The organism is Coprococcus sp. TF11-13 (assembly GCF_003481085.1).
In the GTDB taxonomy this organism is placed as follows: Bacteria; Bacillota; Clostridia; order Lachnospirales; family Lachnospiraceae; genus Coprococcus; species Coprococcus aceti.
In genome coordinates this window covers 19,928-46,274 of the sequence record NZ_QUKK01000007.1, presented here as the reverse complement: position 1 = coordinate 46,274, position 26,347 = coordinate 19,928, and the positions used below count along the sequence as shown (strand labels likewise).

The window sequence follows — 26,347 nt, the reverse complement described above, 5'->3', positions numbered from 1 at the left end:
ACAAGCCATAACAGGAACTGTTTAGGAGGTATCAGAGATGAATAAAGCGTTGGAGCGTGGCGCAGGAATACTCCTGCCGATAAGCAGTCTCCCATCACCGTACGGAATAGGAACCATGGGAAAAGATGCTTACGAGTTTGTCGATATGTTGAAACGTGCAGGCCAGAAATACTGGCAGGTTCTTCCGATAGGACCTACAAGCTTTGGTGACAGTCCATATCAGTCATTTTCAGCATTTGCGGGCAATCCGTATTTTATCGATCTGGATACATTGATAGAGGAAGGACTTCTCACAAAGGAGGAGGTAGAATCCTACAAATGGGCTGACAGTGATGACGAGATCGACTATGCCAGACTGTACAGACAGAGATTTGAAGTACTCAGAAAAGCATTTGGCAGATCAGAGCACAAAGACAGCAGGGGTTACGCAGATTTCATAAAGGAAAATGAACAGTGGATAGATGACTATGCGCTGTATATGGCGATCAAAGCTGATCATAACAACAGAGAATGGCTTGCGTGGGAACCGGCGATCAAGAAGAGAAAGCCGGAGGCTATGGCAGCTTACAGAGAAAAGCTTGGTGAAGACGTGGAATTCTACAAATTCCTTCAGTTCAAGTTCTACGAGCAGTGGATGCCATTAAAAGGGTACGCCAACAGAAACGGCATAAGCATCATTGGAGATATTCCGATCTATGTGGCACTGGACAGTGCTGATGTGTGGGCGAACACGGACCAGTTCCAGCTGTCCGGAAGCCTTGCACCGGCGGTTGTGGCAGGATGCCCACCGGACATGTTCTCAAGCTACGGACAGAAGTGGGGCAACCCGATCTATGACTGGGATGTCATGGAGAAGGATGATTTCGCATGGTGGAAGAAGAGGATTGCTGCATCGGCAAAGCTCTACGATGTGATCCGTATAGATCACTTTATCGGAATAGTCAGATACTACAGCATCCCGGCAAATGGCGAGCCGAAGGATGGCTACTACAGACAGGGACCGGGAAAGAAGCTCATCGATGCGATAGACAGTGCGATCGGCTCATCCAAGGTCATCGCAGAGGATCTCGGTGTGGTTGTGCCTGAGGTTCAGAAGCTTGTGAATGAGTCAGGTTATCCGGGCATGAAGGTTCTGGAATTTGCATTTGACGGCAACACGGCAAATGAGTATCTGCCACACAATCACGCCAAGAACTACGTAGCATATATCGGAACCCACGACAATGACATGTTGAAAAGCTACATCAGCGGACAGAGTGAAGATCTTCAGGAATATATGATGAAATACCTCATGGCTGACAGTCTGGATGATGTGGCGGAGAAGATGATACACGCGCTTTACATGAGTTCAGCGGACACGGTCATACTTCAGATGCAGGATATTCTTGGCAAGGACAACAGTGCCAGAATGAACTATCCATCAACGCTTGGCGGCAACTGGAAGTGGCGGCTTACCAAGGGAGCAACATGGGAATTTACACAGAAACATATAGATAAATTAAGGGATCTCACCAGACTGTATGGAAGAAACAGGGTGAAGACGTATATTTGTAAGGAGGATATTATGTTAAAGGACATTTGCATGAAGAAATACAACAAGGAGATCAAGGATTGTACAAATGAGGAGATATACTTCGCACTCCTTGATATGACAAAGAAGCTAGCAGACGGAAAGGTTTCAGAGGAGGGACAGAAGAAGGTTTATTATATCTCAGCAGAGTTCCTCATTGGAAAGCTTCTCTCGAACAATCTCATCAACCTTGGTGTATTTGACGAGGTTAAACAGGTGCTTGCTGAGAATGGCAAGAGCATCTATGACATAGAGGAGGTTGAGCCGGAACCATCACTTGGAAATGGCGGACTTGGAAGACTTGCAGCATGCTTCCTCGACTCCATGGCAACCCTCGGACTTCACGGAGATGGAATTGGACTTAACTACCACATGGGCCTGTTCAAGCAGGTATTTGAGAACAACTATCAGAAGGAGACTGCAAATCCTTGGATTGAGGCAGACAGCTGGCTCGAGAAGACAGACGTTACCAACACGATCACATTTGGCAACCTGAAAGTCCAGTCAAGAATGTATGATATAGATGTAACCGGATACGAGAACAGAACAAATAAGCTCCACCTCTTCGATATCGAGAGCGTTGACGAGTCCATCATGGAGCCGGACGGAATTAACTTCGACAAGACAGACATTGCAAAGAACCTGACACTTTGCCTGTACCCGGACGACAGCGATGAGGCTGGAAATCTTCTCCGTATCTACCAGCAGTATTTCATGGTGGCAAATGGTGCAAAGCTCATTCTTGATGAGGCTAAGGCAAAGGGTTCAAATCTTCACGACCTGGCTGATTATGCAGCAGTTCAGATCAATGATACACATCCTTCAATGGTGATTCCTGAGTTCATCAGACTTCTTACCGCTGAGGGAATATCATTTGACGAGGCTACAGAGATCGTGACAGAGGTGTGCGCATACACCAACCACACTATCCTTGCAGAGGCTCTTGAGAAGTGGCCGCTTGCTTACCTTGAGAAGGTTGTTCCACAGCTTGTTCCTATCATCAAGAAACTGGATGAGAAGGTTCGTAACAGATATAAGGATGAGAGCGTATATATCATTGACAAGGATCAGAGAGTGCACATGGCACACATTGATATACACTATAGCCACAGCGTAAACGGTGTTGCATACCTTCACACAGAGATCCTCAAGGATTCTGAGCTGAACAACTTCTACAAGATCTATCCTGAGAAGTTCAACAACAAGACAAATGGTATCACATTCAGAAGATGGCTTCTCCACTGCAACGAGCAGCTTGCAGCATATATCACAGAGCTCATCGGTGACGGCTACAAGAAGGATGCAGAGAAACTGAATGACCTCGCTAAGTTCTATGATGATGACGCAGTCCTTGGCAAGATCATGGATATCAAGAAGCAGAACAAGGTCGTTCTCAAGGATTACCTTAAGGAGACACAGAACATTGACATAGATGAGAATTCTATCTTTGATATACAGGTTAAGAGACTTCATGAGTACAAGCGTCAGCAGATGAACGCACTCTGGGTTATCCACAAGTACTTCGATATCAAGGCAGGAAATCTTCCAAAGACTCCTGTGACTGTAATATTTGGTGCAAAGGCAGCTCCTGCATACACCATCGCAAAGGATATCATTCATCTCATCCTCTGCCTGCAGCAGCTCATCGATAATGACCCAGAGGTGAGCCCATACCTCAAGGTTGTCATGATCGAGAACTACAATGTGTCAAAGGCAGCAAAGATCATACCTGCATGTGACATTTCAGAGCAGATCTCACTTGCATCAAAGGAGGCATCAGGTACCGGAAACATGAAGTTCATGCTGAACGGCGCGCTTACACTCGGAACAAGAGATGGTGCAAATGTTGAGATTGGAGAGCTTGTCGGCGAGGATAACATTTACTTCTTCGGCGAGTCAAGCGAGGCAGTCATCGACCACTATGCAAAGGCTGATTATGTGTCAAAGGATTACTATGAGCAGCCTGAGATCAAGAAGCTTGTTGATTTTATCGTGAGCGATGAGCTCCTTGAGATTGGACAGAAGGAAAGCCTTGAGAGACTTCACAACGAACTTATCGTAAAGGATTGGTTCATGACACTCCTCGATGTTGAAGATTATATCAAGACCAAGGAGGGCGTACTTGTAGACTACGAGGACCGTAAGACTTGGGCAAAGAAGGCACTTGTCAACATAAGCAAGGCTGGTTTCTTCTCATCAGACAGAACAATAGCTGAGTACAATAAGGACATCTGGAGATTATAATATAAATCCAGGTTTATTTCCCATCAGGGGACGGAGGGATCAGGACCTCCGTCCCCTTTTGATGCCCCCATTTGATTTAAATAAAGAATTCCTGCGGCGGTTTTAGGTGGCATATAGGAAGTAAGTCGGTTATAATTAAATATACTAAAGTTGGAATGTGATACGAAATCAGTTCACATCAAGAAAAAGAAAGGCAGTGGAGAGATGTATAGAATACTGATCGTTGATGATGAGAGAATAGAGAGAAATGGGATAAGATTCCTTCTGAAAAAGCTGAATATGGAATTTGATATCGACGAGGCAGTAAACGGGCTTGATGCATTGGAGAAGATACGTCAGGCGGATTATGATATCCTCCTCACCGATGTGAAGATGCCTTTCATGGACGGTATAGAACTCATTGACAATGTGGTAAATGAGAAGAAGAAAATGAGATGCGTGATATTCAGCGGCTGCAATGAATTTGATTATGCTAAGAGAGCAATAAGGCTGGGAGTTGTGGATTATATACTGAAACCGGTCGATCCGAAGGAGTTTAAGGAGACGCTGGAGAAGGTTGTGGATGAGCTGGAGGCGGCTAAAGCCTCGGATGAGCTCAAGAGCAAGAGCATGGAATTCCTTTATGAGCATGCGCTATATATGCTTGTAAATGGCGAAGATATAGAGAGTATACGCAGAGAGTACAACGGTCTGAACCTGAATTTCGCCAGATTTAAGAGAATTCTGCTGGTTGAATTTAATCACGATTTCTTTGGAAGACGAGATGTAGATTTCAAGAAAAATGAGAAGATAATGGCACTTGGAATACAGAGATACCTCAATCTGAATCAACAACAGGAACTTATTTTTCTGGGAGATGAAACAGATGCGGTTTACACGGCCCAGGAGCTTGCCAGGATAATTAAAAGTGATTACGATGAGGAATGTTTTATAGCAGTTTCATCGGATATAGAGAACCCTGAGGATATGAAACAGAAGGTTGATGAGCTTGATGAACTTATGGATAATAAATTTTACCATCCGGAGATCAGAGTTTTCTATCCGAATATGGAGAGCGATTCATCGGGTATGATCCAATTTGATGATGACACACTCATGAAGCAGATGAAACAGGACATCAAGATGAAGGATGTGGAGGCACTCAGGGAACATTTTGACAAATTCTGTGAAAAGTACAGGCACAAGAATGAGTGTTCACAGATATATATAAAGTTTCTCTACTCAAATCTTTTGAAGGACATATATGGCAGTATAGATGGGACCAGTGAGGCGGATCTTAACAAAGATGTTGAAAAGATGTATATGACGACGGATTTTCAGAGCCTTACAGGTCTCGTTGAGGTTGCGATAGACAGACTGGCGGCCTGCTTTGAGGACAAGAGTCAGACCGGACATAAGGAAGTGGAGATAGTAAAGCAGTATATTTACAGGAATTACGGGAGCGAGCTTGGCATAGATATGCTTGCGGATATGGTATATCTTGCCCCAAGTTATCTCAGCACAGTGTTTAAGAAAGAGACAGGACAGAACCTGAGCAAATTTATCAAGTCATACAGAATGGAGCGGGCAAGGGATATGCTTGAGAATAGTATGGCGAAGATTGTAGATATAGGTGCGATGTGTGGTTATCAGAATGTATCCTACTTTTGCTCGAGTTTCAGGGAGTTTTATGGAGTGAGCCCTCAGAAATTCAGGGAGAGCGGTGTTGCAGGCGGTGAGTAGACATACAGCAGACTTGGAAAAGGACGATTGCAGAACTCGTTAAGCAGGGGGATCGTAGATGAACAAAGGTGGAGTCAAGAAGAGATTTCGTGATATGAAGCTGACTGGCAAAATGGTTGTTATTTATCTGCTGGCCGGACTTGTGCCTGTTATGATAATACTGGGTATAACATATATGGAGATGAAAAAGATCCTGTGGGCCCGGGAGACAACAATCTTGGAGTCTTATGTCAGCCAGACCACGGATTCCATGGACAATGAATTGGAGATATACAACAACCTCTCTAAATATATATCGTATAACCAGTCGATTGCAAAGATACTGAGCGCAGATCAATCGGCATATCAGAATTATGAGCAGTTCAGTACGGTGATCGATCCTCTGCTGGCATCAATCATGTATTTCCATGAGGATGTAAACCAGGTCACGATATATACTGATGCCAGTGATGTGAAACATGGGTCAACAGTTGCACCATTAAAAGATCTGGCGGATGGAACGCATGCATATGATGATCTGGATAACAATATACACTGGCATATTGATCTGGAAAGCCGAACTGCATTTTCAGTCAGCCGGATGGCTATGCTGGAGCAGAAAGGTGCCAAGGGCGTTTTGTATGTAGGCGTGGATTATGACAGTGTATTTCAACCGTTTTATACAGAGACAATGTTTGATAATTATGGGCTTATCATAGAGGATGAGTATGGACATATGATATTCAACAAGAATACATTTGCCGATGAGCAGTCAGCATATGAATTGGATGTGGATAAATTCGATGTTCTGAGAGAGATGGATAATTCAGGGTATCAGTTTATAGATAAGACATCCAAGGCGACCGGCTGGAACATATGTGTATACAAGCCGAACAAACTTATAATCTCATCGGTTCGACCGATACTTATAATAGCGGTGGTGGCACTTCTGGTAAGTATGCTTGCATGTATATTATGTATACATATGGTATCAGAATTTATAACGAAGCGAATCAAAAATCTTCAGAAGACTATGAAGGCCACCGAGACAGGAAATCTGGGCATGGTTATAGGAAATGACAGTACAGATGAGATCGGTGATCTTATAAACGGCTATAACAGCATGAGTAAGCGCCTTGATGAGACTGTCAATGAGGTATATCAGAGCAAGATCAAGGAAAAAGAATACGAGATGAGGGCACTTCAGGCGCAGATCAATCCGCATTTCCTGTATAATTCTCTGTCTATGATTAATTGGAAAGCCCTTGAGGCGGAGCAGGAAGACATAAGCCGGATCACCCTGTCTCTGTCCACATTCTACAGGACGGCCCTGAACAAAGGAAAAAACATCCTGCTTGTCAAAGATGAGATAGCAAATATCAAGTCGTATCTTGATATCCAGCTTGCCATGCATGACAACAGCTTTGATGTGGTGTACGACATAGATGACAGTATTCTGAAGTATGAAACATTGAATCTGATACTTCAGCCGCTGCTTGAAAACGCGATAGGGCATGGAATTGACGTTAAGACTGATGGCAGAGGAGAGATACGCATAGAGGGAAAGGAGAATGGAGATTTTCTTGATTTCACTGTGTCAGACAACGGAGTTGGAATGACAAAGACCCAGGCCGCCCTGATCCTGTCCAAGTCGTCCAATGGCTACGGTGTGTCAAATGTAAACGAGAGGATCAAGCTATATTATGGAGAGAAGTACGCGGTGAAGATCGAAAGCACCCCGGGAGCCGGCACGAAAGTAATGCTCCACTTCCCAAAGAGAGTAGAAAACTAGAAAAATTATAAAAAATACGAAGAGTGGATGTACCTTTTGAAGCTTATTAAAGCTCAAGAGGTACATTTTTTGTATACTGTTAATAAAATCTACATATGTGCGCATAATAACATTGCTAACATTCTTTCGATTAAAACAGAGTATATCTAAAAAATCCAACATGATTCTAAAATCATTGATATATACGGATTGGAAACGTTTTCCTATAATAATGACATAAGGTAAAGGTACTGCAAAGGTGTTAAAAACATTCAGTCAAAACTATATTTTTAAGGAGGAACGATTATGAGAGTTAAGAGATTTGCAGCAGTTGCACTTGCGGGTGTAATGGGAATGTCAATGCTGGCAGGATGTGGAGATTCAGGAAAGGATGAGTCAACAACAGCAGCAAAGAGTGATGCAACAGAGGCTACAGATGCAACAGAGGCAGCTTCAGAGGAAGAGGCAATCAAGACAACACTTACAGTATGGGGACCAGCTGAGGATCAGTCACCTGATTACGGCGAGTGGTTACAGACAACATGTGAGGCATTCAAGAAAGAGCATCCAAACTGGGATATCACATTTGAGTATGGTACATGTAGTGAGGGTGATGCAGGAAAGACTGTTACACAGGATGTTTCAGCGTCAGCAGATGTATACATGTTCGCAAATGACCAGTTACAGACTCTGATCGATGCAGGTGCTATCTCAGAGCTCGGCGGAAGCACAGCAGATTACGTTAAGTCAACAAATTCACAGGCGATCGTAGATTCTATCACAGTTGATGGCGGTATCTATGGTGTGCCATTTACAACAAATACATGGTTTATGTACTACAATAAGAAGACATTTTCAGAGGATGATGTAAAGAGCCTTGATACAATGCTTGAGAAGGGTAAGGTTTCATTCCCACTCACAAACTCATGGTACATCGCAGCATTCTACCTTGCAAATGGCGGAACATTATTCGGTGATGGTACAGACAATGATGCAGGAATCAACTTCGGTGGCGACAACGGCAAGGCTGTTACAGACTACCTTGTAGATCTTGTAAACAACAAGAACTTTGTAAACGATGAGTCAGGTGTTGGTATCTCAGGTATGACAGATGGTTCAATATCAGCAATGTTCTCAGGCTCATGGGACTACGCAGCATTACACGATGCACTTGGCGATGATCTCGGAATCGCAGTTATGCCAACAGCCAAGATCGGTGGTGAGGACAAGCAGCTCCTCTCATTTGCAGGATCAAAGGCAATCGCTGTAAATCCTAACTGTGAGTATCCACAGGTTGCAGTTGCACTTGCACTCTACCTTGGAAATGAGGCATCACAGGAGTCACACTACACAGCAAGAAACATCGTTCCATGTAACACAAGCCTTCTTGAGAGCGATGCAGTTAAGGGCGATGCACTTGTAGCAGCTCAGAATGCAACATTCGATACAACAGCATTCATCCAGCCATTTGTTCCTAAGATGGGCAACTACTGGACACCAGCAGAGAACTTTGGTAAGTCTCTCGTAAATGGTGAGGTTACACATGACAACGCAGCAGATATGACAGAGTCATTCAACACATCACTTAACACTGATGTAGCACAGTAAAAAATACTAGTTATATATTTCAAAAACAGGTGCTCCATTCATCTACAGGTGATGGGGCACTTGTAATAAGAAGAGATAATGATTTACTTTGAGACGGAGGTGTTAGGATGGCTCAGGCTATAACAAATAAAAAAAGTAAAATGAAGAAAATACGAAGATCTGATTACCCATATACCGTTGCACAGGCAGTGGCAAATGGAGACATAGCTACCAGAATTTCATTTCTGATCTTGGGGTTTGGAAGCATAGTCAGAAAACAGTTTGTAAAGGGATTTTCGTACCTGGTACTTGAGGTACTGTTTATATGGTTTATGATAAAGCACGGAGCATCACTCCTGGTGGATCTCTTCCATCTGGGTGGTCAGGAACAGCAGAAGGTCTGGAATGATGCAAAGGGTGTATTTGAATATACACAGGGTGACAACTCTCTGCTCATGCTCCTGTACGGTGTGGCAACACTGTTTATAATTTTCGCATTCATCTGCCTTTGGGTAGTAAGTATAGAGAGCGCATACAAAGCGTATTGCCTGTGGGATAAAGGCAAAAAGGTTCCAAAGTTCAAGGACGATGTGAAGAGTCTGTTTGACAGCAATCTTCATGCTTTTCTTCTTCCTCTTCCTGTACTTGGAGTTGTTGTATTTACGATATTGCCATTGGTTTTCATGATCTTTATGGCATTTACGAATTACAGCAAGCTTGATTCACATACAGTTATATTCAACTGGGTTGGACTGAAGAATTTTGCAAAGATATTGAACTTTAGTGATGCAATAGGAAGTACATTCTGGTCAGTGCTTGGCTGGACGCTTGTTTGGGCTGTGGCAGCCACATTCAGTAACTACTTCCTTGGAATGATACTCGCAATGGTGATCAACAGAAAGGGAACCAGGGCAAAAGGTATGTGGAGAGCGATTTTCATGCTCTCAGCAGCGGTTCCGCAGTTTGTATCACTTCTTCTGATGAGGACTATCTTCAGCCAGAATGGTATCGTCAATACATTACTTATAAATAACGGAATAATCGACAATGCTATTCCATTCTGGAGCAATGCAACACTTGCCAGAGTCATGGTAATTGTCATCAATATCTGGATAGGAATTCCATTTACCGTCATGCAGGTCACAGGAATTCTCCAGAGCATACCGGAGGAGATATACGAGGCTGCGAGAGTTGACGGCGCAGGCCCGGTAAAGATCTTCTTCAAGATCACTCTTCCTTATATGTTGTTTGTCACAGCACCATATCTGATAACAACATTTGCGGGAAATATCAACAACTTCAACGTTATCTACCTTCTGTCAAATGGAGCGCCTACTCCGGTTGGAAAGACTGCCGGAAAGACAGACCTTCTTGTCACATGGCTCTATAAGCTGACGGTTGATAACCAGTACTATAACTTAGGTGCTGTTATAGGTATCATGACATTCATAGTTCTCGCTGTTGTGTCACTGGTAACTTACCACAACACCGCATCATATAAAGATGAGGAGGGATTTCAGTAATGGCTAAATCAAATAATAATGAGATTAAAGCAAGAAGCAAATGGACACTGGGAGACATCGTGGTTCATATCATACTGGTAATCCTTTCGGTTATCTGGGTACTGCCGATCGCATGGATAATCATGATAAGCTTCAGAGGAGAGAAAGGACAGTATGTTTCAACTCTGTTGCCAAAGTCTTTGACTCTGGCGAACTACACAAAGCTTTTTACAGACACAGGTATCCTGAACTTTATGCAGATGTTCAAGAATACTTTGATAATAGCAATTTTCTCATGTATAATATCAACAGCGTTCGTGCTTGCAGTTTCATACTGTATGTCAAGAATGCGTTTCAGACTGAGAAAGCCATTTATGAATGTGGCACTTATACTTGGAATGTTCCCGGGATTCATGGCTATGATAGCAGTGTATTACATCCTTAAGGTTCTGGGACTTTCAGAAGGCTCACTCATCAGGGTTGCTCTGGTACTCGTATATTCAGGCGGTTCAGGACTTGGATTCTATATCGCCAAAGGATTCTTTGATACTATACCAAAGTCGCTGGAAGAAGCAGCATACCTTGATGGTGCTACAAGATGGCAGTCATTTACAAGGATAATCATACCACTCAGCCGTCCGATCATAGTTTATACGGTTCTGAATTCGTTCCTTGCACCATGGATTGATTTCGTGTTTGCCAAGGTTATATGCAGAGCCAACAAGGACTATTACACAGTATCCATCGGACTTTGGAACATGCTCGAGAAAGAGTATGTGTACAACTGGTTCAACTCATTTGCGGCTGGTGCAGTGCTGATATCCGTACCGATTATCATTCTCTTTATGTTAATGCAGAAGTGCTACAAGGATAGCATGTCTGGAGGCGTAAAGGGTTAAGGATAATATATGAAATTATTTGCAAAACCTAAGTGGAATGAGGAAAGCATATGCCAGCAATGAAGTATCTGAAAAAAATAATAACATGTGTGCTAACAATTACCCTTATAATAATATGTGGCTGCCAGGACAATAACCCCCCCTCCAACCCGTCTAAGGCGACCACAGATGCAGAATATGAGTCTGCCATGCATATTGCGGAGACAACGCCGCTTGGAAGGTATCCGGAACAGCTCACCTATACCCTGGGCAAGCTGTCCGGTGCAAATAATTCAAATCTCCCACAGGGAGAAACGTATGAAAATAACGCATACACACAGATATTAAATGAAATCTTAAATGTGCAGAACCAGGATATATTTGAGGCTGCTGATGATCAGTATGATGACAATGTATCCATGGTGATAGCACAGAAGGATCTTCCGGATGTGATGATCGTCCAAGATATGGATGAGCTGCAGTATCTGGTGGAAAATGACATGATCGAGGATCTCACAGACAGTTATAACAACTGCATGAGTGAAACGGTAAAGAACATATATAAGAGTTATGGCAGCAGTATCATGGATGTGGTCACATTTGATGACCGTATCATGGCCATACCTGAGACAAATATATCAGATGGACCAAATCTGATATGGCTTAGAAAAGACTGGATGGATAAGCTGGGACTTGAGGCTCCGAGAACACTTTCGGATGCGGAGGAGATCATCAGGCAGTTTATTGAGAAAGATCCGGGAAATAATGGTGTAGGAAGTACCGTAGGGCTGGTGGCAGACACAAGTCTCTGCGGCGGTTGTGGTTATAGCAGCGAGTACACGCTCGACATTGTATTTGCCGCATATGGGGCATTTCCAAAACAGTGGATAAAGGATGAGGACGGAAATGTTGTGTATGGTTCTGTACAGCCGGAGGCAAAGAAGGCTCTGGAGCATATACATGAGATGTACGAGGAAGGGATTCTGGATCAGAATTTCCTCATGCGGACAAGCAGCAACATAATAGAACTCATAGTGAATGGACAGTGTGGTTCGTTCTTCGGACCATGGTGGGCTCCAAATAATCCTCTCATGGACGCTGTGGCGGCCGATCCAACAGCAAAGTGGGAACCATATCTGCTTGCCACAGAGGAAAACGGCTCAACGAGTTATCACACTCAGGTTCCGTATGGCAACTTCGTGGTTGTCAAAAAGGGATATGAGCACCCGGAGATAGTGTGCAAGATAATAAGTGTGCTGTTTGACTATGTAAGATATGAGGATAAAGACAATCAGGCTATAAAGGATTACTACAAACTCAATGTGGATCCTACCGCAAGACCACTTGCGATGAACGTGGATTACAACAATGCACTTCAGATATGTTATGGCGAGCTGAACCATGTGTTCTCTGGCGTAAGGCAGCCAGATGATCTGAATCTGCTGGAACAGTCTTATTATGAAGCATGTGATTCATATCTTAAGAATGAAGACAATGCGTCATCGGAGGACTGGGCGGCATATACATCCCGTATAACTGCGTGCAAGATCCTCAATGATGCGCGTACAAATAAAGTCGAATCTCTGTACTTCGGGGAGACCGAGACCATGGTGTCAGACTGGTGGTACCTTGAGAATCTGGAGAGCGACACTTACCTGAAGATAGTTACAGGTGAAGCAGATCTGGATGAATTTGACAGTTTTGTGGACAATTGGTACAAGACCGGTGGAACAACGATCACCAAGGAAGTTCGAAGGGAGTGCCAGTAGATATGATAAGAGCAATAGTATTTGATTTAGATGATACATTATACGACTGCCTTCACGAGAATGATAAGGCAGTGGAAGACACTGTGAGATATGTGGCAAATGAACTTCTTCATATAGATGAAGTGACAGTGATGAAAGCCTTTGAAGAAGGCAGAGACATGGTAAAGGATCAGCTCTCTGCCTGGGATATGGCGGCGCAGCACAATAGGGTGCTGTACTTCCAGAAGATGCTGGAGATCCTGGGGGTATCACCATTTAGATATGACCTGCAGGTGTACAACTATTTCTGGAACAATTTCCTGAACAAGATATCCATATTCCCCGGGGCATTGGAGTTTATAGATGATATGAAAGCCAGAGGAATAAAGATTGGTATCTGTACAGATATGACTGCGCATATCCAGTTTAGGAAGATAGACAGACTTGGACTTACGGGCAGACTTGACGCAATGATAACAAGCGAGGAGGCTGGTATAGAAAAGCCGAACCGCAGGATGTTTGATATGATAGCTACAAAGCTGGGCGTAAAGAACGATGAGGTCATCTATGTGGGCGATAGCTACAAGAAGGATGTCATGGGAGCGAAAAATGCCGGAATGACACCAGTGTGGTATCTGTCGCTGCAGAACAAGACGGACGAGGATGTACTGGCTGTGTCCAGCTATCCGGAACTTAAGAACATAGTGAATAGGGCGATGTAAAAATGCCGGAGTGCGTGATAATTAAAAATCACATACTCCGGCTTATTTTGTTTAATATCCGTATTTTTTTTTATTTTTTACAAGGAAGGTGATAGTTATGACAAGGGTCACAGCCTCCGCTACGGCCACAGCACACCAGATTCCATTGATGTCAAACACCATAGGAAGCAATAAAACTGCTGCAAGCTGTATCACCAGTGTTCTGAGGAACGATATGCATAAATATTTTCATTTAAAGGTATGTGAAGGAGTTGTTTTGGGGCGGCCGTGTGGCTATAATAATAGACATGGGCTATGAAATTATAGATATATGTTATGGTTGACAGAAATCTATGCGGTGTGAAGAAAGTAGTCATGGCCAGGGAAGGAGTGTACACATATGGGTTTTTTAACAGGTAAGACAGCGATAATAACAGGAGGCGGACGTGCAGTTCTCAGCGATGGAAGCTGTGGATCCATCGGATACGGAATAGCGACAGCATATGCCAAGGAAGGTGCCAATCTGGTGCTTACAGGTCGTAATGTCCAGAAGCTTGAGGATGCAAAGGCAGAGCTTGAGAGCAAATATGGGATCAAGGTTCTTGCAGTCCAGGCTGATGTAAACGCAGGTGCGGACAACGAGAGCGTCGTCAAGAACGTTGTGGAGCAGGCAGTTAAGGAATTTGGAAGAATAGATGTGCTCATCAACAATGCGCAGGCATCTGCATCAGGCGTTACCATCGCAGATCACACAACAGCACAGTTTGACCTTGCCATATATTCAGGTCTTTACGCTGCATTTTACTATATGCAGGCATGCTATCCATATCTGAAGGAGACAAAGGGTTCAGTCATTAACTTTGCATCAGGCGCAGGTCTCTTTGGAAATTACGGACAGTGCGCATATGCGGCAGCGAAGGAAGGCATTAGGGGCCTTACAAGAGTTGCAGCTACAGAGTGGGCAGCTGATGGAATAAATGTCAATATAGTATGTCCTCTCGCATGGACATCACAGCTTGAGAACTTTGAGAAGGCATATCCGGATGCGTTCAAGGCAAATGTAAAGATGCCGCCTATGGGACACTTCGGAGATGTAGAGAAGGAGATCGGACGTGCGTGCGTGGCACTCGCATCACCGGATTTCAAGTACATGAGTGGTGAGACCATCACACTTGAGGGAGCGATGGGACAGAGACCATAGAGCAGTCAATATATCAAATATGGCTTATGCTATGATAATAGAATATGACGTAGATGCGGATCCTGATTCGCGGCTTGCATAAAAAATGAGCGTAACACAATAATACCCAGATGGGAAATGTGTTATGCTCATTTTGTTTAGCCGACTCAGTCATCAACTATATCTCAAACCAGATGGCCGTCCGTTTATCGTTAAGGAGAAACAAGGTTTCTTAAAAAAATATGAAATATCTGCCATCCTTCTTGAATAACCTTACACGGAGTACTTATAATAGAATTTTGTTAAAGAAATAATGAGATGTCATGGACAGTCGATGCAAAATGCTGCTCGATGCATAACATTTGCCGACCATATACACAGGAAGAGGTGTTTTATTTGGATACAAACTCAGGAAACAATCTGGATACGCGGGGAGTCCCGATCATGGGTCTTACCTCGGAGGAAGTAAGGGAACGGATCGACAATGGACAGACCAATCACACAGATATAAGTACGCAGAAGACTGTGGGGCAGATCGTCAAGTCCAATCTGCTCACATACTTCAATCTTATATTCCTCATACTTACGGTGCTGCTATGTATCGTTGGTTCATTCAGAAATCTGACTTTCCTGCCGGTCATCATAGGCAACACGGTTATAGGAATATTTCAGGAGCTGCGTGCCAAAAAGACTCTTGACAAGATGAGTATGTTAAATGCGCCGCATTCGATAGTTGTGAGAGACGGAGAACAGCAGCAGATACAATCAGAGGAACTGGTTAAGGACGATATCATCATTCTGTCGGCAGGCAATCAGATATGTGCTGACGCTACGGTGCTCAGCGGCAGTATATCGGTAAATGAAGCCCTGCTCACCGGTGAGTCGGATGAGATCAAGAAGAAATCAGGTGATCGACTCATGTCCGGAAGCTTTGTGGTGTCCGGACAGTGCTATGCCAAGCTTGACAAGGTGGGCAATGAGTCATACATATCACAGCTCACAGCCCAGGCGAAGGCCATGGGTGACGGCGAACAGTCAGAGATGATCAGGTACATCAACAAGCTTGTAAAATGGGTTGGAATCATCATCATACCAGTGGGAATCATATTGTTCTGCCAGGCGTATATCATGAATGGAGAGACATTCAAGAAGAGTGTTGTATCGATGGTTGCGGCGGTTCTCGGAATGATCCCTGAAGGACTTTATCTGCTCACAACTGTTGCGCTTGCGCTCAGCACAATAAGACTTGCGAAGAAACAAGTGTTACTGCATGACATGAAGAGTATAGAGACACTCGCGAGAGTCGATGTACTCTGTGTGGATAAGACCGGAACCATCACTGAGCCGGGTATGCAGGTTACAGAGCTGGTGATAAGCGGCAGATGCGGCGATGCCGAGATGGACAAGAGAGCATTTGCGCACTTGCTGGCGGATTACTCGGCGGTCATTGAGGACAACAATGCCACAATGGAGGCGATCAGAGCCTATGTGGCTAAGAATGAGATAGAGAAGGGCAGCAGGACACTGCTCAAGACACAGCCTTTCACATCGGCGAACAAATACAGTAAGGTGTCATTTGTCGAGGGAGACTATATGCTTGGTGCTCCGGAGTTTATAATGAAGGATAGGTATGAGGAGATATCCGAAGAGATAGAGGAGTACCAGAGCAAGGGATACAGAGTCCTTCTTATGGCGGAGTCAGGCGATGATTCCACTGGTTCGGTAAGACCATTAGGAGGCATATCTCCTATTGGTTATATAGTGCTTTCAAATCCAATAAGGGAAAATGCAGAGAGCACATTTACATATTTCAAAGAGCAGGGCGTTGCCATAAAAGTCATATCCGGAGATAACCCTGCCACAGTATCAGAGGTGGCAAAGCGGGCAGGCATAGATGGAGCGGAGAACTATGTGGATGCTTCCACTTTGGCGTCTGAGAAGGATATAACTGAGGCTGTGGATAAATATACAGTATTTGGAAGAGTTACGCCTAAACAGAAGCAGCTCATAGTCAGGGCGCTCCAGAAACAGAAACACACGGTTGCCATGACTGGTGATGGTGTAAATGATATACTCGCAATGAAGGATGCTGATTGCAGTATTGCAATGGCATCTGGAAGTGAAGCGGCTGCGCAGGCGGCACAGACGGTGCTTCTGGATTCGGATTTCGGACGTATGCCATATGTGGTGTTTGAGGGAAGACAGGTGGTCAACAATATACAGAGATCAGCAAGCCTCTTCCTTGTTAAGAATATATTCTCACTGCTGATGGCCATATTCTCAGCGATATTTGCGATCACATATCCGCTGGAGCCATCACAGATATCGCTCATAAGCATGTTCACCATAGGATTGCCGGGATTCCTGCTGGCACTTGAGCCGAACAGGAATCGTATAGAGGGAAACTTTATGGTAAATGTCATGTTAAAAGCATTGCCTGCAGGACTCACGGATGTGTTGTCGGTCGGAGCACTTGTAATCTGCGGACAGGTCTTCAACCTCCCGAGTGAGGACATAGCCACAGCCGGCACAATGCTTCTTGCGGTTGTCGGATTCATGATAATAATCAAGATCAGCCATCCGTTCAACAAGATGAAGTATGGTGTACTTCTTATCAACATAATCGGACTGCTGTTCTGTGGCCTTTTCCTCGGCAGGCTGTTTGCCATAGAGTCGATATCCAACATATGTTTCCTGCTCATGGTTGTATTTGCATTTGCGGCGGAATCTATGTTCAGGTATTTGACATTGTTTGTTGAAAAGCTCAGCAGCTTCTTTGGAGACGAGAAGAACAGACGTAAGATCAGAAGAAAGATAAGGAAATATAACATTTTTAAGTAGAGAATTGTCGAAAAAAGAATATAATAAATATTAAGATATACTCATAAGAAGCAATATTGTTTTTTATGAGTATGTTTGTTTATAAGGATGATATGTACAACTTGGATAACAGGAGGTAAGCATGGCAAATTCAACTAAAAAAGCACTTGAGGTATCTCTGAAAAAGCTTCTTAAGGACAAGCCATTTGACAAGATAACAATAGCGGATCTCACCGGAGACTGCGGGATAAGCAGGATGACATTCTATTATCATTTTCAGGATATATATGAGCTTGCCGAGTGGGTGTGCATAGAGGATGGCAAGCAGGCACTGAAGGATAAGAAGACCTACGATACCTGGCAGGAGGGCATGATACAGGTGTTTGAGGCTGTGCTGGAGAACAAGCCATTTATCGCAAATATATACAGGTCGGTGGATAAGGCTAAGATAGAAAACTATCTGTATAAGCTGTCGTATCAGCTCATAGCGGATGTAGTAGAAGAGAAATGCGAAGGGGATAACCTCTCGGAGGCTGATAAGCAGTTCATAGCAGACTTTTACAAGTATGGATTTGTGGGGATTATGCTTGACTGGGTAGACAAGGGGATGAAGGACGATTATCATAAAATAGTGGAGCAGCTTAGCACCACGCTTCGTGGAAATATAGCAAATTCTATTCATAATTTTGAAATCGAGATGTAAAAGCATAGGACGGATCAGGATAAAGAAATCTATTACTGTGAGATATGCGGGGAGAGCGCTTATGAGTCAAACATCAGATATGAAAAAGAGATTGCCAGGGATAATATTGATAACGGGGGGAATCGTGCTGGTTGCGATGGTCATCCAGGCGGTCATACTCAGCTTTATCAATAACAGGGGTTTTGACAGGACCTCGCAGGTGCTGTTGGATCAGGTCAGCAATATAATCGAGAAGAATAAGGCAAGTGAGGAAGATCTGATAGACTCCCTCAAGGAAGATTATATGGTCAGGGCTAAGGCTGTGGCGTATATAGTTGATGCAAAGCCTGAGGTGGCAAATGATGTGGAGGAGCTCCGCAAGATTGCTGCACTTATATCTGTTGATGAGGTGCATTTGTTTAATACGGATGGCGTGATATATGCTGGTACCAATCCCGAATATTTTGGATATAGCTTTGATTCCGGGGAGCAGATGGCGTATTTTAAGCCTATGCTGGATGATAAGAATCTCACCATGTGTCAGGATGTCACTCCGAACACATCAAAGGGTAAGAAGATGATGTATGCAATAACATGGAACGACGATGGAACCAAGATGATACAGGTTGGAATCGAGCCGAGAAGACTTCTGAATGAAGTAAAACAGAATGAGATATCCACGGTGGTTGCCAATATGCCTATGTATGATGGACTGAGTGTTGTAGTGGCAGATGGCGAATCGGGAGAAATATATGGATGTTCATATGAACCGGTAGTAGGGCTTACTCTTGATGAGATCGGCATTTCGGTGACTGATGATATGCTGCCGGACGATGAAGACAGTTTTACAGGCATAAGAAGGATTAATGGATTTAGAAACAGATGTGTATTCCGAAGATCCGGAGAGTATGTGATCGGGGTCATATATAGAATGGATGTGAATAGCCGGAGTAATATGGCAATCATGGTTATCATGGCACTGTATCTGTGTTTTGCCGCCGGCCTGGTGGTAAGCATGGTGATGAAGGTGATACATGCGAATCGGGAGAGAAATGAACAGCTGTCAATATTGACATCCATGTCGGGGATGTATTACAGCATGCATATGCTTGATCTTAGGCATGATACATTTGCCCTCTATACCGCAGGAGACCTGATACTTAGGGCTGGTGAGCGGGCAGCAGGGGCGAAGGAACTTATGAGGAAGATCGTTCATAAGGTGGTTGTGGATGAACATCAGGCAAGTGCCCAGGAATTCATGGATCTGGATAGTCTGGGGGACAGACTGATCAAGAAAAAGATTGTATCAGGTGAGTTCATGGTGAAGGATCTTGGATGGTTCAGACTGTCATTTATATCGATAGATGTTGACGAGGACGGACGTCCTTTAAAAGTCATATTTACCACCAGAAACATAGATGAAGATAAGAAACGGGAGCAGAAGCTGATAAGACGGTCTTATACAGATGAGCTCACAAAATGTTATAACAGGAGCGCATATATAGATGATGTCAGGGAGCTGCCGGGAGATTCTGTATATGTGTATGTGTCCATGGATGTAAATGGGCTTAAGCCAGTGAATGATACCCTGGGACATGCGGCTGGAGATGAACTGCTTCAGGGTGCTGCCGAGTGTATGGAGCAGTGTTTTGGAAACTATGGTAAGGTGTACAGGATGGGCGGTGATGAATTTGCAGCTATCATCTTTGTAAATACCAGGAGGCTGAAGAGAGTGCAGCAGGAATTTGATGACGTTGTAGGTGGATGGTCCGGACAGCTGGTGAAGTCCATATCAATATCATGTGGCTATGTGTCAAGTGATGAGAAGGACTGGGAGTCATTTGACGAGATAGTAAAGGCTGCAGATGAGAGAATGTACGAGAACAAGGCGGCATATTACAGGCAGAAGGGCGTCGACAGAAGGTATCACTAGAGTACATATGCAATATAAAGTTATACAAAATGAGTGGAATGATAAAATTTTTATCATTCCACTTTTTTTGTAAATATGAAATAAAAATTGGGTAAGCTATTATAGGGACATGAGATGGAAATAGACGGCAGACTGAAAGGAGAATTGCTTATGTCAAAGAAGAAATTGGGAATCGGGATAGCAGCGGTGGCAGCAGCCGGCGCAGGAGCAGCAGCTCTCACAGTTAAAAATCGTAATAAGGCAAAAGTTCAGAAGGAGAAGGCTGCGGCTGAACATGCTGAGTACCGCAATACGGAGCGCGGAAAGCATGAGAAGAACAGTAAGGGAATCTATTATACAAATGGTAACTATGAGGCATTTGCCAGACCGAGAAAGCCGGAGGGTGTGGATGACAAGAACGCATATATAGTGGGAAGTGGTCTTGCATCACTGGCAGCAGCTTGTTTCCTTGTACGTGACGGACAGATGCCGGGCTCACATATCCATATTCTTGAGGCTATGGATATAGCGGGCGGTGCGTGCGATGGAATATTTGATCCTGCCAGAGGCTACGTCATGAGAGGTGGACGTGAGATGGAGAACCATTTCGAGTGCCTGTGGGATCTGTTCAGAAGTATACCTTCCATAGAGACACCAGGGGTATCGGTTCTTGACGAGTATTACTGGCTGAACAAGGAGGATCCAAATTACTCACTGTGCAGAGCAACAGTGAACAGAGGCAAGGATGCCCACACAGATGGCAAATTCAATCTGAGCCAGAAGGGCTGCATGGAGATCATGAAGCTCTTCATGACAAGGGATGAGGATCTGTATGACAAGACGATAGAGGATGTATTCGACGATGAGGTATTTGATTCAACATTCTGGCTGTACTGGAGGACGATGTTCGCATTTGAGAACTGGCACAGTGCACTGGAGATGAAACTCTACTTCCAGAGATTCATACATCACATCTCAGGACTTCCGGATTTCTCAGCACTCAAGTTCACAAAGTACAACCAGTATGAGTCGCTGATCCTTCCTATGGTGAAGTATCTTGAGGATGCGGGCGTGACATTCCAGTACAATACGGAGGTCACAAATGTCATATTTGATATGAGAGACGGCAAGAAGATAGCAAAGACCATCGAGTGCAGGGTAAATGGAGCTGAGAAGGGTATTCCGCTCACTGAGAACGATCTTGTATTTGTCACAAATGGAAGCTGCACGGAGGGGACTATCTACGGCGATCAGAACCATGCGCCAAATGGTGATGCAGAGGTGAGAACAAGCGGCTGCTGGAGCCTGTGGAAGAACATAGCCGCGCAGGATCCTTCATTTGGCCATCCGGAGAAGTTCTGCTCTGATATATCAAAGACAAACTGGGAGTCAGCCACAGTTACAACGCTTGACGACAAAATCATCCCATACATCGTGGATATCTGCAAGCGTGACCCTAGAACCGGAAAGGTTGTCACGGGTGGTATTGTGAGCTGTCAGGATTCAAGCTGGCTGATGAGCTGGACCATCAACAGACAGGGACAGTTCAAGACCCAGGACAAGGATAAGGTGTGTGTATGGGTATATGGCCTGTTCACAGATGTTCCGGGCGATTATATCAAGAAGCCTATGAAGGACTGCACAGGTAAGGAGATCACGGAGGAGTGGCTGTATCACCTTGGGGTTCCAGAGGATGAGATCGAGGAACTGGCGACAAACAGCGCAGTCTGTGTGCCAACTATGATGCCGTATATCACCGCGTTCTTCATGCCTAGAGCAAAGGGTGACAGACCGGACGTAATTCCGGACGGATGTACCAACTTTGCATTCCTTGGACAGTTCGCCGACACTCCTCGAGACACAGTGTTCACCACAGAGTATTCCGTCAGAACTGCCATGGAGGCGGTGTATGGACTACTCGGTGTGGACAGAGGTGTTCCTGAAGTTTGGGGAAGTGTGTACGATATCCGTGAACTGCTGGACAGCAGCGTGAAACTCATGGATGGCAAATCTCCGCTTGAGATAAATCTCGGACCACTGAACAAGCTCAAGAGACCTATACTGAAGAAGATCCAGGGCACGGTGATCGAGAAGGTGCTGAGAGACCACGACATCATCAAAGAGGGTATGCTGTAGGTTGAAGTTAATATAGAGTAATAAGAAAGTTCCATGTGTCTGCACGGTGCAGATGCATGGAACTTTTTATGTGGTGAAGACAGTGGGGACGGAGGGACCTGTCCCCTCCGTCCCCACTGGAAAATAAATTGACTTTTCCCGTGTATAAAAATATACTTTTGGATATTGAATAAGAAGGGACGTTCCTGGGAGGTTAATATGAAGATGACAACACTTTGTTACATAGAGAAAGATGGAAGATACCTGATGCTCCACAGGACAAAGAAGGAGAAGGACATTAATAAAGGCAAATGGATCGGTGTAGGTGGACATGCCGAGGAGGGTGAGAGCCCTGAGGACTGCCTTCTGAGGGAGATAAAGGAGGAGACGGGACTTACGCTTACATCGTACAGATTCAGAGGGCTGGTGACATTTATCAGCAATGAGTGTGAGAATGAGCTTATGTGCCTGTTCACCGCAGATGGATTTGATGGGGAAGTTCAGATATGCGATGAGGGGGATCTTCAATGGATAGATAAAGAAATCGTGCCAATACTTCCGACGTGGAGCGGGGATGCGATATTTCTGAAACTGCTGCTTGAAGGAGAGAAGAGATTTTTCTCACTCAAGCTCGTATATGAGGGAAGCGAGCTGGTGGAGCACAGGCTGGAATTCTATTGATAATGAATATGAGATATAGTGAAGGGAAATATAATTGCGAAAAACAGCACTGGGATTTATAGTGTCTTGCATGGGATGGGGAATAATTCCCCTTCTTGGAGATGATGTACATGTCATAAGTGTACCGAGAATTGTGCTTAGCCTATTTGGCATTATGGGAATAGTCGCGATGGTAAAGAGCGTGAAGGATTATATAGCGGTGAAGAATGGCAAAGCACCTGAAGTGCAAGATCGCGGCAGATCTTCGCAGTACCAGTATGAGGCAAATGCGCGTATGGCGATGTCCTGGGATGGAAATGGTGCAGTGGACAATCCGGTCACGGATTTCTACAGAGAACATAAAGAGGGCATAGACACGACCATAAGAACTGTACAAAAGGGAAGGAATATTGCGGGAAATATAGTCATGATCGCGGTAGGGGGGATGTTCACATTTTCAGCTCTGCTCATGATAGGTGGCAATATCTTAGTTCTCATGGCAAACAGGGATTCAGGCACGGTATCTTTGTCGGCTTATATAATGCCAATCGTGATGGAGGGAATATTTCTGGCAGTTGGAATATTTGTGATAGTAAAAGGAGTAAAAGGTTTGCTTGGAAAGTGATTCGTGACAAAAGGAACGTCCCCACAAGAATGCCCACAAGAATGGAGGATTATATATGACTTACAAAAAGAATGTTTCAAATATGGTGATTGCCATTGTGTGTGTCGTATTGTTTGTTGTGACTGCGTTTTATTGTGTGCCGAGATTTTCTTTGCTTTCATCGAATGCATTGTCAGCAACGGTTGTGAGTGCAGACATGCATGGGACAAGCGACTATGCAGTATTGAAGGTAGACGGAGCCAGAGAGGATGGAGGAACGATATTCTTCCACTATTATTATCCCGGAAGCAAGTCACATCTAAAACAGGATGAAAAGGTGCTGGTAAGTGGTAACATCACATTTATGGATGAATCGACAGAACAGGGAGTGAACGCAGACCTGATTATCGGAACAAAGACACCGGTACTTATATGTTTGATTTTATCCTTGCTGGGGTTGGTTGGCGCAATCTGCCTGTTGCCATCAGCAATTCGCAATTTCCGTAGTAAACCATGGAGTCGTGATGAGGAGATAGAAACGAAGAGCAAATTGGTGAATGCATTCTATACGGCTGAGATTTTGGCACTTGTAGTTGCTTTGATTTTCTTTGTGGCGGGTATGACGCAGGTGGTCGGATATGCCTGCGCGAAGAATCATACAACAGGAACTGTAACATATCAAAGTTCTCGGCTGAGCTCCAATCATGTCAAGGTATATAGCGGAAATGATGTCAGAAATTACAAATCACTTTATGGGAAAGGCATTCGGTCAACTTATACGGTGCTGCAGATTAAGGCGGATTCACCGGTCAATGGTGCCAATGTGTTCTGGTATGAGGGAAATTGCAGTATTCTGGGCAGTAAGAATGTTTATATAGGCTATAATGATAATTCCATGTCAGTCTTATCACAGTTTGAACTGGTGATGACGCTCATAAGCGGTGCATTTTTATTATTCCATGCAGCTTCAGCACGGTTGCTCAGTAAGAAAAATCCATATGGCGGGAAGCTTTTCTGGTTTTTAAAATAATGTAGAATTGTGCGATAGAAGTCCGGGAACACCCGGACTTCTTCTTATTTTGATAGAATCGACATGTGTGGCTATTAAAAACGTAACAAATTTACTACCAGTAATGGAAAAATGTGATATCACAGCGATACAAGGCCGGAAAAAATGCAAAGACAAAGCCGACAAGGTCGGAAAAAGTGCTGAAACAATGCTAGAATAGACCATAAAAAATGTGGTATACTATCAGAGAAAGGACGGTGTGATAATGTTTCGATTTGCAATGAATGATCTGTTACAGTGGAAAGGGAAGAAAAATAGAAAACCTTTAATTATAATGGGAGCCAGACAGGTGGGAAAGACCTGGTTGATGAAGGAATTTGGAAAGAACTGTTATGAGAAAACAGCATACATTTCTTTTTATAACAACCAACGTATGAATGCGGTTTTTGAAAATGATTTTGATATTGAACGAATCATAATGAATTTAAATATTGAGTCAGGAGTAACAATTACTCCAGGGAATACATTGATTATTCTTGATGAGATCCAGAACACACCAAAAGCTTTAGAATCCTTGAAATATTTCTGCGAAGAAGCACCAGAATACCATATTATAGCAGCAGGGTCACTGCTGGGAGTGGCAATTCATGAGGGAGTGTCGTATCCGGTTGGTAAAGTTGATTTGTTGGATCTATATCCGCTTAACTTTAGAGAGTTTTTATATGCTATGGGCGAGAAAAAACTGGCAGATGAATTAAAGATAAAAGACTATTCCATTATTGATAATTTTTCTGACAAATACCTTTTCTGGTTAAAAAACTATTATTACACGGGAGGAATGCCTGCGGTAGTTGATGCTTTTCGACTAGACAAAGATTATACAGAAGTAAGGCAGATTCAAAGCGATATATTAAGACAGTATGAAGGGGATTTTGGAAAGCATATTGAAAGCAGGGTGCTTCCAAGAATCAGAATGGTGTGGAATTCTATCCCAATGCAGTTGGCAAAAGAAAACAAAAAATTCTTTTTTGGTCAGATAAAAAAGGGGGCTCGTAGCAGCGAGTTTGAAATAGCAATTCAATGGCTGCTTGACTGTGGACTGATTTATAAAGTTAATCGTGTAAATGAACCTCATATGCCTCTAAAAGCATATCAAAGCATGAATGCGTATAAATTGTTTATGCTGGATGTCGGATTGTTGGGGGCATTAAGTGAGTTGCCAGCGACATCCATATTGGAAGGAAATGATATTTTTATAGAATTTAAGGGTGCGCTTACAGAGCAATATGTGTTGCAGCAGTTGATTTCAGATACGCCGTACACACCATATTACTATGGGACAGAAAAAGCTACGTTTGAACAGGATTTTTTGATCCAAAAAGAGGCTGCAATTATACCTATTGAAGTAAAGGCAGAAACGAATATAAGGTCGCAGAGTCTAAAAGCATATTGCGATAAATTCCATCCTGAGAAAGCTGTACGTTTTTCAACTCTAAAGTATATGGATCAGGAATGGATGGTAAATATACCACTATATGCGGTATGTAATTTGTAAATTTTGGTTTGAAGGAGCAACAATAAAAGAACTTTGCCAATATTTGAACAACGCCTGTTTCCATGAACTTGCGAAAACAGGTCATGAAGCAAACATAGAAGCTCCGGA

17 protein-coding genes and 1 pseudogene are annotated in these 26,347 nt (G+C 43.8%); all 18 read left to right on the top strand.

Annotated elements, in window-relative coordinates; all coding sequences use genetic code 11:
* Positions 1-37: 37 nt before the first annotated feature.
* A pseudogene (gene malQ, locus DXD11_RS14890) lies at positions 38-1,516 on the top strand (4-alpha-glucanotransferase); the annotation flags it as partial.
* 48 nt (positions 1,517-1,564) lie between these two features.
* Complete coding sequence (locus DXD11_RS14885) at positions 1,565-3,814, top strand: glycogen/starch/alpha-glucan phosphorylase (protein ID WP_243105865.1); 2,250 nt, start codon at positions 1,565-1,567, stop codon at positions 3,812-3,814.
* Positions 3,815-4,018: 204 nt separating this feature from the next.
* Positions 4,019-5,536 carry a response regulator transcription factor gene (locus DXD11_RS11550; RefSeq protein WP_118758504.1) on the top strand — a complete coding sequence of 506 codons (1,518 nt, stop codon included), beginning with the start codon at positions 4,019-4,021 and terminating at the stop codon, positions 5,534-5,536.
* Between the two features lie 58 nt (positions 5,537-5,594).
* Positions 5,595-7,307, top strand: coding sequence for a sensor histidine kinase (locus DXD11_RS11545; RefSeq protein ID WP_118758427.1), 1,713 nt, complete (start codon positions 5,595-5,597; stop codon positions 7,305-7,307).
* Positions 7,308-7,592: 285 nt separating this feature from the next.
* Positions 7,593-8,894, top strand: a complete 1,302-nt coding sequence (locus DXD11_RS11540; protein WP_117550501.1) for an extracellular solute-binding protein — start codon at positions 7,593-7,595, stop codon at positions 8,892-8,894.
* 107 nt (positions 8,895-9,001) lie between these two features.
* Positions 9,002-10,396, top strand: a complete 1,395-nt coding sequence (locus DXD11_RS11535; RefSeq protein WP_118650053.1) for a carbohydrate ABC transporter permease — start codon at positions 9,002-9,004, stop codon at positions 10,394-10,396.
* Complete coding sequence (locus tag DXD11_RS11530) at positions 10,396-11,274, top strand: sugar ABC transporter permease (protein ID WP_117550505.1); 879 nt, start codon at positions 10,396-10,398, stop codon at positions 11,272-11,274. Before DXD11_RS11535 ends, DXD11_RS11530 begins: the two co-directional genes overlap by 1 nt.
* A 50-nt stretch (positions 11,275-11,324) precedes the next feature.
* Positions 11,325-13,022: an extracellular solute-binding protein gene (locus tag DXD11_RS11525; protein WP_118758426.1), complete on the top strand. Its 1,698-nt coding sequence runs from the start codon at positions 11,325-11,327 to the stop codon at positions 13,020-13,022.
* A gap of 2 nt (positions 13,023-13,024) precedes the next feature.
* The gene (locus DXD11_RS11520) at positions 13,025-13,723 is read left to right on the top strand and encodes an HAD family hydrolase (RefSeq protein WP_118758425.1); all 699 of its coding nucleotides are present in this window, start codon (positions 13,025-13,027) and stop codon (positions 13,721-13,723) included.
* Positions 13,724-14,102: 379 nt separating this feature from the next.
* Positions 14,103-14,903, top strand: coding sequence for an SDR family NAD(P)-dependent oxidoreductase (locus tag DXD11_RS11510; RefSeq protein WP_004851555.1), 801 nt, complete (start codon positions 14,103-14,105; stop codon positions 14,901-14,903).
* A 423-nt stretch (positions 14,904-15,326) separates the two neighbouring features.
* A complete protein-coding gene (locus DXD11_RS11505) occupies positions 15,327-17,723 on the top strand; it encodes a cation-translocating P-type ATPase (protein WP_118758503.1) in 2,397 nt (798 codons plus the stop codon).
* A gap of 121 nt (positions 17,724-17,844) precedes the next feature.
* Complete coding sequence (locus DXD11_RS11500) at positions 17,845-18,405, top strand: TetR/AcrR family transcriptional regulator (protein ID WP_117550511.1); 561 nt, start codon at positions 17,845-17,847, stop codon at positions 18,403-18,405.
* Positions 18,406-18,466: 61 nt separating this feature from the next.
* Complete coding sequence (locus DXD11_RS11495) at positions 18,467-20,317, top strand: GGDEF domain-containing protein (RefSeq protein ID WP_118758424.1); 1,851 nt, start codon at positions 18,467-18,469, stop codon at positions 20,315-20,317.
* A 150-nt stretch (positions 20,318-20,467) separates the two neighbouring features.
* Positions 20,468-22,432, top strand: coding sequence for an oleate hydratase (locus DXD11_RS11490; protein WP_118758423.1), 1,965 nt, complete (start codon positions 20,468-20,470; stop codon positions 22,430-22,432).
* Between the two features lie 198 nt (positions 22,433-22,630).
* Positions 22,631-23,092: an NUDIX hydrolase gene (locus DXD11_RS11485; protein ID WP_117875288.1), complete on the top strand. Its 462-nt coding sequence runs from the start codon at positions 22,631-22,633 to the stop codon at positions 23,090-23,092.
* A 34-nt stretch (positions 23,093-23,126) separates the two neighbouring features.
* Positions 23,127-23,696, top strand: coding sequence for a hypothetical protein (locus tag DXD11_RS11480; RefSeq protein ID WP_147360982.1), 570 nt, complete (start codon positions 23,127-23,129; stop codon positions 23,694-23,696).
* Between the two features lie 55 nt (positions 23,697-23,751).
* Positions 23,752-24,705: a hypothetical protein gene (locus tag DXD11_RS11475; RefSeq protein WP_118758422.1), complete on the top strand. Its 954-nt coding sequence runs from the start codon at positions 23,752-23,754 to the stop codon at positions 24,703-24,705.
* Between the two features lie 244 nt (positions 24,706-24,949).
* Positions 24,950-26,239, top strand: coding sequence for an ATP-binding protein (locus tag DXD11_RS11470; protein ID WP_117875292.1), 1,290 nt, complete (start codon positions 24,950-24,952; stop codon positions 26,237-26,239).
* The last annotated feature ends 108 nt before the right edge of the window (positions 26,240-26,347 follow it).

What these genes read in the sequence shown, in the direction of transcription:
- DXD11_RS14885 (WP_243105865.1), top strand. Translation starts at nt 1,565, where the DNA reads ATGTTAAAGGACATTTGCATGAAGAAATACAACAAGGAGATCAAGGAT.
- DXD11_RS11550 (WP_118758504.1), top strand. Translation starts at nt 4,019, where the DNA reads ATGTATAGAATACTGATCGTTGATGATGAGAGAATAGAGAGAAATGGG.
- DXD11_RS11545 (WP_118758427.1), top strand. Translation starts at nt 5,595, where the DNA reads ATGAACAAAGGTGGAGTCAAGAAGAGATTTCGTGATATGAAGCTGACT.
- DXD11_RS11540 (WP_117550501.1), top strand. Translation starts at nt 7,593, where the DNA reads ATGAGAGTTAAGAGATTTGCAGCAGTTGCACTTGCGGGTGTAATGGGA.
- DXD11_RS11535 (WP_118650053.1), top strand. Translation starts at nt 9,002, where the DNA reads ATGGCTCAGGCTATAACAAATAAAAAAAGTAAAATGAAGAAAATACGA.
- DXD11_RS11530 (WP_117550505.1), top strand. Translation starts at nt 10,396, where the DNA reads ATGGCTAAATCAAATAATAATGAGATTAAAGCAAGAAGCAAATGGACA.
- DXD11_RS11525 (WP_118758426.1), top strand. Translation starts at nt 11,325, where the DNA reads ATGCCAGCAATGAAGTATCTGAAAAAAATAATAACATGTGTGCTAACA.
- DXD11_RS11520 (WP_118758425.1), top strand. Translation starts at nt 13,025, where the DNA reads ATGATAAGAGCAATAGTATTTGATTTAGATGATACATTATACGACTGC.
- DXD11_RS11510 (WP_004851555.1), top strand. Translation starts at nt 14,103, where the DNA reads ATGGGTTTTTTAACAGGTAAGACAGCGATAATAACAGGAGGCGGACGT.
- DXD11_RS11505 (WP_118758503.1), top strand. Translation starts at nt 15,327, where the DNA reads ATGGGTCTTACCTCGGAGGAAGTAAGGGAACGGATCGACAATGGACAG.
- DXD11_RS11500 (WP_117550511.1), top strand. Translation starts at nt 17,845, where the DNA reads ATGGCAAATTCAACTAAAAAAGCACTTGAGGTATCTCTGAAAAAGCTT.
- DXD11_RS11495 (WP_118758424.1), top strand. Translation starts at nt 18,467, where the DNA reads ATGAGTCAAACATCAGATATGAAAAAGAGATTGCCAGGGATAATATTG.
- DXD11_RS11490 (WP_118758423.1), top strand. Translation starts at nt 20,468, where the DNA reads ATGTCAAAGAAGAAATTGGGAATCGGGATAGCAGCGGTGGCAGCAGCC.
- DXD11_RS11485 (WP_117875288.1), top strand. Translation starts at nt 22,631, where the DNA reads ATGAAGATGACAACACTTTGTTACATAGAGAAAGATGGAAGATACCTG.
- DXD11_RS11475 (WP_118758422.1), top strand. Translation starts at nt 23,752, where the DNA reads ATGACTTACAAAAAGAATGTTTCAAATATGGTGATTGCCATTGTGTGT.
- DXD11_RS11470 (WP_117875292.1), top strand. Translation starts at nt 24,950, where the DNA reads ATGTTTCGATTTGCAATGAATGATCTGTTACAGTGGAAAGGGAAGAAA.